The following is a 13,648-nucleotide window of genomic DNA, read 5'->3' on the forward strand; positions in this document are numbered from 1 at the left end:
TTTATGAATTGACGAAACTAATTTACATCAAAAAAGCCGGCTGTAAAAACCGACTTTCTATTTTAAATTTTCTTTATCCCAGCCCAAAAGGCAGGAAAATTTAATTGGCTAAAATATTTCCTGTCATTTCCTCTGGAATATCGACGCCCATCACTTTCAAAATGGTTGGTGCAACGTCGCCCAATTTTCCTGGTGTCAAATTCCAGGTATGTTCTTTGTCCATCACGATGAACGGAACCAAGTTGGTGGAGTGTTGCGTGTTTGGAGAACCATCTGGATTGATCATCACATCCGAGTTTCCGTGGTCGGCCAAGATGAAAACCGCATAACCATTGTCGTAAGCCGTAGTTGCCACTTTTTGGATACACTCGTCCACCACTTCTGCTGCTTTGACTGCCGCAGAGAAAACGCCTGTGTGACCTACCATATCTGTGTTTGCAAAATTAAGAACAACAAAGTCTGCTGTTCCTTTTTCCAATTCTGGAACAATTGAGTTTGTGATGTCGTAAGCGGACATTTCTGGCTTCAAATCGTAGGTTGCCACGTCTTTCGGACTTGGGCAAAGCAATCTTCTTTCCTGAACAAATTCTGCCTCGCGACCGCCTGAGAAGAAAAACGTCACGTGTGGATATTTTTCTGTTTCAGCAATTCTGATCTGGGATTTGCCTGCAGATTCCAAAACTTCGCCCATTGTTTTCTGAAGAACGTTCTCATCGAAAACAACTTTTACATTTTGGAAAGATTTATCATAGTTTGTCAAAGTCACATAATACAGATCCAGTTTTTTCATTCCATATTCTGGGAAGTCGTGTTGCGTCAAAACTTCTGTGATTTCGCGACCTCTGTCTGTACGGAAATTGAAGGAAATCACAACATCGTGGTCTTCAATCTTACCAATCGGAAAATGGTTTTGAATCGCTACAATCGGTTGGATGAACTCATCCGTCACATCTTCATTATAAGAATCCTGAATTGACTGTACAAAATCTTTGCTCTCTCTCCCAACGCCGTTTACCATCAGGTCATACGCCAACTTCACGCGCTCCCAACGTCTGTCTCTGTCCATCGCGTAATAACGACCAATCAAAGAAGCCAGTTTTCCCGTGGTTGAATTCATATGCGCCAAAAGTTCCTCTATGAAGCCTTTTCCAGATTTTGGGTCGCAATCTCTTCCGTCTGTGAAAGCGTGAACGAAGACATTTTTGTCCAATCCAAACTCGTGCGCGGCGGTCAATAAGCCTTTCAAGTGATTGATATGGGAATGCACACCACCGTTGGAAACCAAACCGATGAAATGTACTTTTTTATTGTTTGCTCTTGCATATTCGAAAGCGTTTTGGATGACGTGCTCTCTGCCGAGACTTCCCGTTTCCACCGCCATATTCAGTCTTACCAGATTTTGGTAAACGACTCTTCCGGCGCCAAGATTCATATGTCCAACCTCGGAATTTCCCATTTGTCCAGCGGGAAGACCAACGGCCAAACCACTTGCCTCGAGGGTTGTACTTGGAAAAGTTTGAAGGGCATAATCTATAAAAGGCGTTTTGGCTTGTTTGAGAGCGGAAACTTCGTCATTAAGACCGATTCCCCAGCCGTCTAATATTGCAAGGATTGCTTTTTTTGACATTTTGATTTCTTATTTTGTTTATACAAATTTACGAAATGGAATGGGGAATGGGGAATTTTGGTGGGTGTTTTTTTGGTTTAGATAAATTAATACGAACTCAGGTTAAATAACAAAAAAAATGAAGATTAAAAATTAGTGACTGTTAGATGGAGTTCGAGTGTTAGAGGAAACCCCTTTAAACATTAAATTGTTTTCATTTCCAATTTGAATAATAAAAATAGAATCATTCTTATGTTCAATTTTAATTGGCAAATATTTACCCGCCTTATCTTTATATGTAATGTTAGCTATTTTAAAATCATCATTTGTATCTATACTATCTTTTAAAATTATAATTTTCTCTTTTCCTTCTATAATGTCTAAAGAATGTATTATTAACTCATAATTATCTACATAATTGAAATACCTTTCATCATTGTATGTAAACTTTCTCGTTTCAATTTTTTTATTTCTCTGTTTGTAAAAATCCTTTTCTCCATTAGATATTCTAAATTCTAAATCAAAATCTTTATCATCTATGTTTGGATTATAATACGAATAAACAATTAGACCAATAATCATCAATAAAATAATTACTGAAACATACTTCGTATACTTTTTTTTCATTTTCATATATTCAATATCGAATCAGGTATTATTAAGTTTTGAGTAAAAATTTTGAGCATAATTATTCAAAAATGAAATAAAAAGTAAAGTGTTTTCACTGTATCCATTGTTTAGTTTTGAAACTATTGGCAACATTCAAATATAAATATTATTCAAATACAAACTATATCTTAACTTTCAAAACACAATTCCCCTCCACATCTTTCCCACAATAATAAATATCACTACCTTTAAAACCCTTATTTAAATTGACATAATGGACTTGAGAGACCAACTGAAAAACCTTTTCCCGCAACACGATGAGCAGGATTTTGAAATGCCCGATGAAGAAAAAGAAAACTTCAAACAGAAAGAACCGCTCGTTTGCAAATTCGAGAAGAAAGGCAGAAACGGAAAACCTGTCACCATCATAGAAGGCTGGGAAGGCGACGACGAAGGCCTGAAAGAAATCTCCAAAAAAATCAAAACAAAACTCGGCATCGGTGGCTCAGAAAAAGATGGCGTCATCATCATCCAAGGCGACAACCGCGACAAAATAATGACCATCCTAAAAGAAATGGGCTACAAAACAAAACGTGTCGGCGGTTGATTTATAAATGATGAATGATAGGTGATGAATGATTTTTGCTTTGTGGGTTAAACACAGAGGCACAAAGATTTTTCACAATCAATCACTCTTTAAGACACAAGGAAAATCTTTGATTTTTTCATTATTAGCGAAGCTAAACTTTGTGCCTTAAAACACAAGACATTCATCAAAAAACCTTGTGCCTCCGTGTAATTTTCCAATCCTCCAATCTTCTAGAAAAAACGTCCTTTTGAAACAAATCCCTGATAATCAAATCATCATAATAGGCGCTGGTCCTGCGGGATTGATGGCGTCACAAATCCTTGCTGAGAAAGGCTTCAAAGTTCAAATCTTTGAGCAAAACAAAGCTTCGGGAAGGAAATTTCTGGTCGCAGGAAATGGCGGTTTCAACCTGACGCACAGTGAGGAATTAGAATCTTTTATCGAAAAATATGATGCGCCGGAAATTCGGGAGATTGTCAAATGTTTTGATAATAAAAAGGTGGTGGATTGGCTTTCTGACTTGGGAATTACAACTTATGTTGGAAGTTCTGGAAAGATTTTTCCTACTAAGAATTTCAAGCCGATTCAGGTTTTGAAAGCTTGGTTGGACAGGTTGGAGCAATTGGGCGTCGCGATTCATTACGAGCATACTTTTATTGATTTTGACGAGAATTCTGTGACCGTTAAAAATAAAGATAACGAACTTAAAGTTGACTATTCAAAATTAATTTTGGCGATCGGTGGCGGTTCTTGGAAAAAGACTGGTTCTGATGCGAAATGGATTGAGATTTTAAAATCAAAAAACATTGAAATCACACCTTTGGAATCTGCAAATTCCGGTTTTAATACGGATTCTAAATTTCATCAACTGCAAGGTCAATATCTTAAAAACATAAGAGTTTCTTTTGAGGGAAATGATAAAATCGGTGAAGTGGTTTTTACAAAATATGGGATTGAGGGAAGTCCGATTTATTATCTGAATCGCTTCACGAGAAAACACGATTTTCCATTAATCATCAACATCGATTTAAAACCAAATCTCTCAGAAGCTGAAATCCTCGAACAATTAAACGGAACAGAAAAAATAAGTCAGGTTTTGAAACGTAAATTAAAACTCTCGACAACAGCGCTCAATCTTCTGAAAACTTTAGACAAAGAAAGCTACACGGACATTGAGAATCTATCCAAAACAATCAAAAAGTTCCCGATAGAAATTCTAAGCTACCGACCAATCGACGAAGTGATTTCGACTTCTGGCGGTGTTCCATTTTCAGAATTGAATCAGAAACTTGAGCTAAATAAATTCCCCAAAATTTTCTGCGCCGGCGAAATGATAGATTGGGAAGCACCTACTGGCGGTTATCTTTTGCAGGCTTGCTTCAGCACGGGATTTTTTGTGGCAGATGAAATTGCGAAGTCGTAACCACAAAGAGCACAAAGTTTTTCACAAGGCGCACAAAATCTATCTCAAATCATTTTGAGCTTTAATGTATTACAATCTGAGAAAGACTTTAATTACGATTTAATAAAAACTAAATTAAAGCTTTTATGACTTTTGTGGTTGCAAGTGGAGAATTTTGTTAACTTTAAAACCTTTTTAATTTCAAAAATTAGTACCTATTACAATCATTAATTTTTTAATCTTTTAAATTATAAATCAACAATATGATCAACAAATTAGCAGATTCCGAACTGGTCTTAAACGACGACGGAAGTGTTTATCACCTTAATCTTCTTCCTGAAGACCTTGCCGAAAAAGTAATCTTGGTGGGCGATCCGGACAGGGTTCCAAAAGTTTCAAAGTATTTCGACACGATTGACGTCAAAAAGAATAAAAGAGAATTTTACACCCACACCGGAACTTTGCGTGGCGAAAAAATTACCGTGATGTCCACCGGAATTGGGACTGAGAATATCGATATCGTGATGAATGAGCTGGATGCTTTGGTCAATATCGATTTGAAGGCGAAGGAATTCAAGACGGAACATAAGGCTTTGGAACTTTTTCGTTTGGGAACTTGCGGAAGTGTGAATCCGGACATTGAGGTGAATAATATGTTGGTGACAGAAAATGTGGTAGGTCTTGACGGACTTTTGCATTTCTATCAGGATTACGCCTTTGAAAATGAATTCAGCAAAAACTTCTTGGCAAAATTCCCTTACGAGAAGATCAAACCAATGTTGTATTTCTCAGATTGGGCAGAAGATATCTCTGATTATTACGCCGATGCAAAATACAGAGGAAACACCGCTACTTTCCCAGGATTCTACGCACCACAAGGTCGTCAGTTAAGATTAAAAGCTTTGGATGACCAATTCCTAGAAACATTGAATGACCTTGGCGTTTCCAACTTCGAAATGGAAACTTCAGCAATCTACGGCCTTTCAAAGTTGCTAGGCCACAAAGCTTTGACCGTCAACTGTGTCATCGCCAACAGAAGACGAGGCGAATTTGCAAGCGACCACCACGCATCGGAGAAAATGATGATCGAGTGGGTTCTGGAGAGAATCATTAAATAGAAATTAGAGCTTAGACTTTAGATATTAGAAAGCAACATCCATAAAGGTGTTGCTTTTTTCGTATTTGGTTTTATTTATAATTACTTTAACGTTCGTTAAGATTTTGCGGCATTCAAATTGAATAATTGATAGTATCAAATCAAATTTTTCAATTTTTAACTCACAAAATAAATTATTATGAGCACTCAAGATCAAAATTATAACGACGCAGAAAGAGCAGTAAACAAAACAGAAAACTCATTAGAGAACGCTGCAGACAAAACAAAAAACACGGTCAATGAATATGCTGACAAAGCAAGAAATTACATTGATGAGCAAAAAAGAAAAAATGAAGAACCAACAAGAGATGGTTTCTTCGAAAATCTAAAAGCCAGTGCATCTGAAGCTTGGGAAGATACAAAAGACTTCGCAGAAAAAGCTTGGGACAGCACAAAAGATACAGCCTCTGACGCTTGGGAAAAAACCAAGGATGCTAGCGAAGACGTAAAAGCAGAAGTTAGAAAAGCAACGAATTAGTTTTAAGTTAGTAATAGTTTTTCAAAACGAAAGGAGAAGACATTTATCACGTCTTCTCCTTTTTATTTTATATTTGCACTTTATTAAGATGTAAAATGAAAAACTTACTTTTCTCCATATTATTCGCAGGAATATTTGCAAATTCTCAAACATTCAATCAGAATTACGCCGATGTCAGCAATTTGGTCTCACAAACCAACGTCAACACGTACTTGCAAGAGTTTGAAGGTTTGGGCGTAAAAACCACAGGCTCTCCCGCCAACAACAATGCCTACAATTGGCTGAAGAATAAGTATCTCTCTTTCGGATATTCAGAATCGGAAATCACGAGAGACAATTTTACTTACAGCGGTAATTCTACCTCCAACCTTATTGTCACAAAAACAGGAACCAAATATCCGAATACCTACATCATCGTTTGTGGTCACTACGACACGATCACAGGAACAGGAACCAATGACAACGGAAGCGGCGTTTCAGTCATTCTCGAAGTTGCCCGTCTTTTGAAAAACGTCAATACCGAGTATTCCATCAAGTTCATCAATTTCTCTGGCGAAGAGCAAGGTCTGCTGGGTTCCGCACATTATGTTTCAAATGTTGTGAACACCACCAATCCGAAAATGAACATCCGCCTCGTCCTCAACATCGATGAAGTCGGGGGCATCAAAGGACAGACCAACGATACGATCACTTGCGAAAGAGACGAGTCCAGCAATCCTAGCGCCAACAACGCGGCTTCCAATACTTTCACGCAACAATTGATGAATTGCGTCACGCTTTATTCTACTTTGAAGACCAATCTCAGTTACGCTTACGCCTCAGATTATATGCCGTTCCAAGCCAACGGAGAAATTATCACAGGTTTGTTCGAGTACAACGAAACACCTTACGCACACACGGCAAACGATACTTACGCAAATCTAGATCCGGTCTACATCTACAAAATCGCAAAAGCCACAGTCGGCGCGGTCCAACATTTCGCGGTTGCTGGCCAAACTTTGGACACTTGCACGCCAAAAGAGATTGCGATGAGTTTCAGATTCTACCCAAATCCAGCAAAGGATTATCTCCAACTCGAATTCCTGAACAGCAAAACCCAACGTTTCACCTTTACCGTCACAGATTTTGAAGGCAAGACCTTGAGCAAGACAGAAAATCAAACCAGAATCAACATTTCATCACTTCCAAAAGGGATCTACTTGGGAACTTTTAAAGTCGAAGATCAGGTGATCACCAAGAAGATCATTGTAGAATAAAATTACCACCTTTTAAGTTCGAAATGATTTGGGCAATCCCCTCGCCTAGCCTTTGCCACAGCTAGGGTCGCGCTATCCGCTATTATCTTTTTCTGCCCTCACATTCCCCGGGCCATAGAAAAAGGATAACCGCTACTATCGCTATTGCAAGGCCGTTTTGTCGGAAATTTACACGTTCTCTTTTTTAGAACATTTCTACATTGCAATTTTCAGAATAAACAATCATAATAATTTCGTATTACGAAATCAAAAATTTGTATCTTTGCAACTATGCAAAAAATCTTAATCGTAGAGGACGAAAAAGCAATATCCGGCGTTCTACACAGTATTTTATCGGACGAACTTCCTGAATACCAATTCGAAATAGCCGAAGATGGTCTTGAGGGTTTCAAATTTATAGAGAAAGAAGATTTTGCTTTGGTAATTTCTGATATCAAAATGCCAAAAATCTCCGGAACAGAACTTCTGAAACAAACTCTTGCCATCAAGCCAGAGACGACGTTCATCATGATCTCCGGACACGCAGATATTGATACTGCAGTTGGCTGCTTGAGAGAAGGCGCTTATGACTTCATCTCAAAACCAATCGATATCAACAGATTGATCACCAGTGTAAAAAATGCTTTGGACAAAGGCAATCTTCAAAAAGCAAACACCAATCTGAAGCAGGAAAACTCCCAGCTGAAGAAAAAAGTCAATAAAAAATACCAGATGATTGGGCAATCGCCTGCACTTAAGAAGATCCAGGAAATCATCGACAAAGTAGCGGTTTCCGACGCAAGAGTTCTTGTGACCGGACCAAATGGCGCTGGTAAAGAATTGGTAGCTCACGCAATCCACTCCCAAAGTGAAAGATCCAGAGGACCAATGATCGAAGTGAACTGTGCGGCAATCCCATCAGAATTGATCGAAAGTGAATTGTTCGGTCACGTGAAAGGTTCTTTTACAGGCGCGATCAAAGATAAATCCGGAAAATTCGAGCAGGCAACTGGCGGAACTATTTTCTTGGACGAGATCGGTGATATGAGTTTGGTTGCTCAGGCAAAAGTGCTTAGAGCTTTGCAGGAAAGTAAAGTTTCTCCTGTAGGAAGCGACAAAGAGATCAAAGTAGATGTCCGTGTTATCGCTGCAACCAACAAAAATTTAGCTAAAGAAATCGAGCAAGGAAAATTCCGTGAGGATTTGTACCACAGGCTTTCTGTGATCGAGATTAGTGTTCCCTCCCTTAATGACAGAGCGGAAGATATTCCATTGTTGGTAGAGCATTTCACCAATTCAATTGCTTCAGAAAACGGTTCTGCAGCTAAGAAATTCGATGACAAAGCAATCAAATCATTACAGCAATATGACTGGACCGGAAACATCCGTGAGCTTAGAAACGTTGTGGAAAGGTTGATCATCTTAGGTGCTGATCCTGTGACTGCTGACGACGTTGCTAGTTTTGTAAAGAAATAAACTTAATTAAATATTATATTTAACCGCAGTTTATTCTGCGGTTTTTTTTTGGAAAAAAATGAGATTCTATGCGGTAGAATTCTTCATTTAAAAATAAAATAAGATAAACAAATGAAATTTTTAGATAAACAATACACACAGCAAGGGCTGAAACTGGCGCTTCCTGTGATGTTGACACAAGTCGGGCAAGTGTCCGTGAATCTCTTCGACAACATCATCGTGGGGAAACTTTTGGGCGCGCAGGCTTTGGCTTCTGTGTCTTTGGGAAATGCCTTGTTCTTTTCCATTTTCGTTTTGGCATTGGGATTTTCTTTTGCAATTCCGCCGTTGGTTTCTGAGGCTAATTCTCAGGGAAAACACGAAACGATCAATTCTGTTTTCAGACACGGATTTGTCATCAACCTTGGGATTGGGATTTTGCTGATGATCTTATTATTGGCCGGACTTCCATTGATCAAACATATGGATCAGCCGACTGAGATCATTCCAGATACGATCAGCTTTTTGAGTATTATGGCATTTACAATGATCCCATTTATGATGTTCCAGACTTTGAGAGAAGTTTCGGAAGGTTTGTCATTTACGATTGGTGTAACGAAAGCCACAATTATTGCGAATGTCATTAATATCGCTCTGAATTATGTCTTCATCAAAGGCCTTTTTGGATTCCCCGAAATGGGCGTTCAAGGTTCGGCTTTGGCAACGTTGATCGCGAGAATCTTTATGGTGGTTTTCTTATATTTTGTCTTGGTAAAAGAACCGAAAACAAGAAGATACATCAAAGAATTCTCTTTAAAAATAACAGAATTCAGCAAAGAAATGTTCAACAAAATGTTCAAGCTTGGATTGCCAACGGCTTTGCAAATGTTCTTTGAAGTGACCGCTTTTGCAGCAGCCGCTTTCATTTGTGGATTGGTAAGTTCACAGGATATTGCGTCGCATCAGATCGCTTTGTCGATGGCTTCATTCACGTTTAATCTTTGTATCGGTTTCAGTGTCGCTTCTACCGTTATGATTGGGAACAAAATGGGCGTGAGAGATTTTGAAGGTTTAAGAAAAATCGGCATTAATAATTTCAAATTGACATTAATCTATATGGGATTTTGTGGCATTATGTTCATCGTTTTCCGAAACGTTCTGCCTCAGTTTTTCACCAAAGAAAGTGATGTTCTCGTCATTGAATTAGCTTCAAAACTGATGATCATTGCTGCGCTTTTCCAATTGTCTGACGGAATCCAAGTGACGGCTTTGGGTTGTCTAAGAGGAATTCAGGATGTGAAAATCCCGAGTGTGATTACGTTTTTGGCTTATTGGGTTTTCACGATTCCGGTTGGATATTTCCTTTGTGTAACGATGAAAATGGGTGCATTTGGGATGTGGATCGCTTTGGGAATTGGTTTGACGATCTCTGCGATTCTTTTAGTCATAAGGTTTTTGAGGCTGAGCAAGAGGAAAGCTTTGGCTGTTATCAACTAATATTTTATCGCAAAGGCGCATTTTTTTATATTGATAACGTTAAAAGTCGCTAAGCTGCAATCTGTGAAAGTCTTCGACTCCGATTAGATTGACATTGGAACAAACTTTTGGCGACAAAGTGATATAAGGAAACCAAATCTGCAGCCCGACTTGAACGGAAATCCTTTTTTGCGTGGACTAAAGTTCTATTTAGACTGAAACCGTCTGCAAAAAAGATTGGGAGTGGAAGGCGGAAATAGCTGCCCAAATTTTATCAATTATATAATTTGTGACTTTGTTCTGAAAACATATTTTAAATTTTTAAATTTGCAACACAAAATTCTGAAATGAATATCATACAACATATACAATCAAAAATATCCGAGATCATCCCGAAACTTTATGACGTGGAAGGCGTGAATCTCGATGTTCAAAAAAATAAAACCGAGTTCGAAGGTGATTTTACCATCGTCATTTTTCCATTAGTAAAACTGGCTAAGAAAAGTCCAGACGCGATTGGAAACGAACTTGGAGAAGCTATCAAAAACGAGATCGATTTTATCGAAAGCTTCAACATCGTGAAAGGTTTCTTGAACCTTAAATTGAAAGACGTGGTTTTTGCGGATCAATTGTCTGAACTTCAGGATGATTTTGAAAACGTAACACCGAAAAATGCAACGGTGATGGTGGAATATTCTTCACCAAACACCAACAAACCTTTGCACCTTGGGCACGTTAGAAATAATCTTTTAGGGTTCTCGGTTGCTGAGATCTTGAAAGCCGACGGTTACAATGTCATCAAATCTCAGATCATCAATGACCGTGGAATTCACATCTGCAAATCGATGTTGGCTTGGGAGAAATTTGGAAACGGTGAAACACCTGAATCTACCGGTTTGAAAGGCGATCATTTGGTTGGAAAATATTATGTCGCTTTTGATAAAGAGTTTAAAAAGCAATTACAAGAACAAGTCGAAATAGAATTTATTAATTTTTTAAATAAAGCTATTGAAACCCAAATATTAGGTCTAGTAAATATTAATAACGAACCAATACTTAAGATAATTAATGATGGATATGAAAAAGCTCTAAGGAATTTTATAAAGGAAACACTTAAAATTGATTGGGACTATATCAATAGAAAAGTATTTTATTTAAGTGACTTTATTTTAGATAAAAATGATGTAATTGATTCTCAAATAATTCTTAAAAGAAAAGAATTCGTCACCCTATTGGAGAAAAACAAAGGAAGTATTTTAAACTTAAGTAACTTCAATGAAAACAATGAGAATGAGTTGTTAATAGTGACTATTCTTAATAAAGAAATAAAATCAATAAAGAAAGAACTTGAAGGGAATAAAGATGTAGTAACAAAAGTTGCCATTTTAAAAGAAGCTCAGGAAATGCTTTTGAAATGGGAGAATAATGACCCGGAAGTTCGAAAACTTTGGGCGATGATGAATGAGTGGGTCTATGCTGGTTTCAATGAAACATATTCCCGATTGGGCGTTAATTTTGATCAAGTTCAATACGAGAGCAATACTTATATTCTTGGGAAAGATCTGATTCAAAAAGGACTTGACAGCGGGATTCTTTACAAGAAAGAAGACGGTTCTGTTTGGTGTGACTTGACAGATGAAGGTTTGGATCAGAAACTGCTTTTGCGTTCTGACGGGACTTCGGTTTATATGACTCAGGATCTTGGAACTGCGGTTGAGCGTTTCAAGGAAAATGACATTCAGAAATTGATCTATACGGTTGGAAATGAGCAGGATTACCACTTCCAGGTTCTATTCAAAATCTTGAAAAAACTGGGTTATGAATGGGCAGATCAGCTTTACCATTTATCTTATGGAATGGTAGAATTACCGGAAGGAAAAATGAAATCCCGAGAAGGAACCGTGGTTGACGCGGACGAATTGGTTGAAGAAATGATTTCTACTGCGAAAGAAAAATCTGAGGAACTTGGCAAGTTGGAAACGCTTTCTAACGAAGACAAAGTCAAATCTTACGAAACGGTTGGATTGGGTGCTTTGAAATATTTCATTTTGAAAGTGGATCCGAAAAAGAAAATGCTCTTTAATCCTGCGGAAAGTATTGATTTCAATGGTAATACAGGACCATTCATTCAATATACTTATGCGAGAATCCAGTCGCTTTTGGCCAAGGCTGAATATGCTGGACAAGGAAATTTTGGTGCTTATGTTCCGAATGAAAGTGAGAAAGAAGTAATTATGCTTTTGGCTGAATTCAAAGAAGTTATTGCGCGATCTGCGGAAACTTTAAGCCCAGCTTTAGTAGCGAATTACGTTTATGAATTGGTGAAATCTTACAACTCTTTCTACCAAAATAATCCAATTGTAAAACAGGAAGATCTGGATGCGAAACAATTCCGTCTACAGGTTTCTGATCTGGTTGCGAAGACTATCAAAAAAGCTTTATCTATGTTGGGAATCAATGTGGTGAATAGAATGTAAAATTCAATTCGAATAATAATTTAAAACTCTGCTTTTCGGCAGAGTTTTTTTTTAGGCTTATTCACCGCTCCCATATTTACCCAAAATATGTTCGGTAAGCGGTTTCAAATCGCTACCATTTTCAGGGTTTTCTCCATTGCCTGTAAAAAACTCTACTTCATTTTGATATTTTGAATACCATATATTTCTAATTGACGTAATTGTATCAGGTTTTGTTATTTTTTTGAAATTAGCAACCTTTTTAGCATCAATTGCAACCAGATTATTGTTCGGCTTATTACAGTATTCGGGTATATATTCTTTCCCATTCCAATACATACATTGCCTGGAATCAAATAATGTCGCTGGATTTCCATTTTCTTCTGGCATTTTTTCATTTGCCTTGTACATCTTATTTCCAACAAACAAACCTCCACAAAGAATTACTCCGATGATTCCTAGATTACTTTGCTTAGTAAGGAAATCGTGAAGATTAAAAACAGGACTATTAAAAAGTGTAAAACTAAAATTAGTCCCTTTAAAAGATTGTTCATCACCATCAATACTGAATTTCAATGTAGTAGAATCGTTGATTTTGTTTTCAAATGTAAAATTCTTACAAAAATCATCATAATCTTTATATCCGACATATCTACTCAATTGATCCAAAGTTATTTCATCAATAAAACGATCTTGATTCTTCTGTATTAGATCAGTAAAATATCTTTCAAACATCTTATCTGTTTTTGCAGAACCAAATAAACCTTCAAAATGAGCACTAAGATATTCTGCCAAGTAATTTTTAGTAGCATTCTCTTTTTTCAATTCTCTTTTTGCTTGTTCAAAGGCTGTTTTTACTAAAGTTTTCTTCTTGTCATACATATATTTTAATTGAAGAATTAATTCCGTGTCCAAATTAGACAAACCTATGTCTGAAAAATTACGGTTTTCCATAAAAATGATAAAAATCCTGTCCAATCTGTGTCCAGTCTCTGTCTAGGAAAAAGCACCTCATTTGAGTGAAATTTGTAATCAGAAATCAGTGATAAACAAAACATTATAAAAACAAAGTTACAAACTGATTTCCAAAAAACAACCAGATAAAACGGAGAGAGATCTCTGGCTTGGGAAGCAGATGTTTCTTTTCCGTTTTTGAAGGTTGACTTCCCAAAAATTTAAGAAGCGC

General features: G+C 37.3%; 11 protein-coding genes. 8 read left to right on the forward strand and 3 right to left on the reverse strand.

The features are described from left to right. Positions 1-100 precede the first annotated feature (100 nt). A complete protein-coding gene (gpmI, locus tag PQ459_16325; GenBank protein WDF46455.1) occupies positions 101-1,627 on the reverse strand; it encodes a 2,3-bisphosphoglycerate-independent phosphoglycerate mutase in 1,527 nt (508 codons plus the stop codon). A gap of 132 nt (positions 1,628-1,759) precedes the next feature. Beyond that, positions 1,760-2,233, reverse strand: a complete 474-nt coding sequence (locus PQ459_16330) for a hypothetical protein (protein ID WDF46456.1) — start codon at positions 2,231-2,233, stop codon at positions 1,760-1,762. 256 nt (positions 2,234-2,489) lie between these two features. Between PQ459_16330 and PQ459_16335 the strand changes: the two genes are divergently transcribed. The 8 genes from PQ459_16335 (at position 2,490) to argS (ending at position 12,483) form a co-directional block, all read left to right on the forward strand. Next, positions 2,490-2,822: a translation initiation factor gene (locus PQ459_16335; protein WDF46457.1), complete on the forward strand. Its 333-nt coding sequence runs from the start codon at positions 2,490-2,492 to the stop codon at positions 2,820-2,822. A 229-nt stretch (positions 2,823-3,051) separates the two neighbouring features. Continuing rightward, entirely contained in the window at positions 3,052-4,227 is a 1,176-nt protein-coding gene (locus PQ459_16340) for a TIGR03862 family flavoprotein (GenBank protein WDF46458.1), read from the forward strand. A 242-nt stretch (positions 4,228-4,469) separates the two neighbouring features. Further along, positions 4,470-5,324, forward strand: a complete 855-nt coding sequence (locus tag PQ459_16345; protein ID WDF46459.1) for a nucleoside phosphorylase — start codon at positions 4,470-4,472, stop codon at positions 5,322-5,324. Between the two features lie 177 nt (positions 5,325-5,501). Continuing rightward, complete coding sequence (locus PQ459_16350; GenBank protein WDF46460.1) at positions 5,502-5,840, forward strand: hypothetical protein; 339 nt, start codon at positions 5,502-5,504, stop codon at positions 5,838-5,840. A 95-nt stretch (positions 5,841-5,935) separates the two neighbouring features. After that, complete coding sequence (locus PQ459_16355) at positions 5,936-7,096, forward strand: M20/M25/M40 family metallo-hydrolase (protein WDF46461.1); 1,161 nt, start codon at positions 5,936-5,938, stop codon at positions 7,094-7,096. Between the two features lie 270 nt (positions 7,097-7,366). After that, a complete protein-coding gene (locus tag PQ459_16360) occupies positions 7,367-8,551 on the forward strand; it encodes a sigma-54 dependent transcriptional regulator (GenBank protein WDF46462.1) in 1,185 nt (394 codons plus the stop codon). Positions 8,552-8,662: 111 nt separating this feature from the next. Then, positions 8,663-10,027 (forward strand): MATE family efflux transporter, encoded by a 1,365-nt coding sequence (locus tag PQ459_16365; GenBank protein WDF46463.1) that lies wholly within the window; start codon positions 8,663-8,665, stop codon positions 10,025-10,027. 326 nt (positions 10,028-10,353) lie between these two features. Beyond that, on the forward strand, positions 10,354-12,483 hold the full coding sequence (argS, locus tag PQ459_16370) for an arginine--tRNA ligase (GenBank protein WDF46464.1): 2,130 nt from the start codon (positions 10,354-10,356) through the stop codon (positions 12,481-12,483). A gap of 57 nt (positions 12,484-12,540) precedes the next feature. Here the strand turns inward: argS and PQ459_16375 are convergent, their stop codons facing one another. Continuing rightward, entirely contained in the window at positions 12,541-13,416 is an 876-nt protein-coding gene (locus tag PQ459_16375) for a hypothetical protein (protein ID WDF46465.1), read from the reverse strand. Positions 13,417-13,648: the final 232 nt, after the last annotated feature.

The organism is Chryseobacterium sp. KACC 21268 (assembly GCA_028736075.1).
In the GTDB taxonomy this organism is placed as follows: Bacteria; Bacteroidota; Bacteroidia; order Flavobacteriales; family Weeksellaceae; genus Epilithonimonas.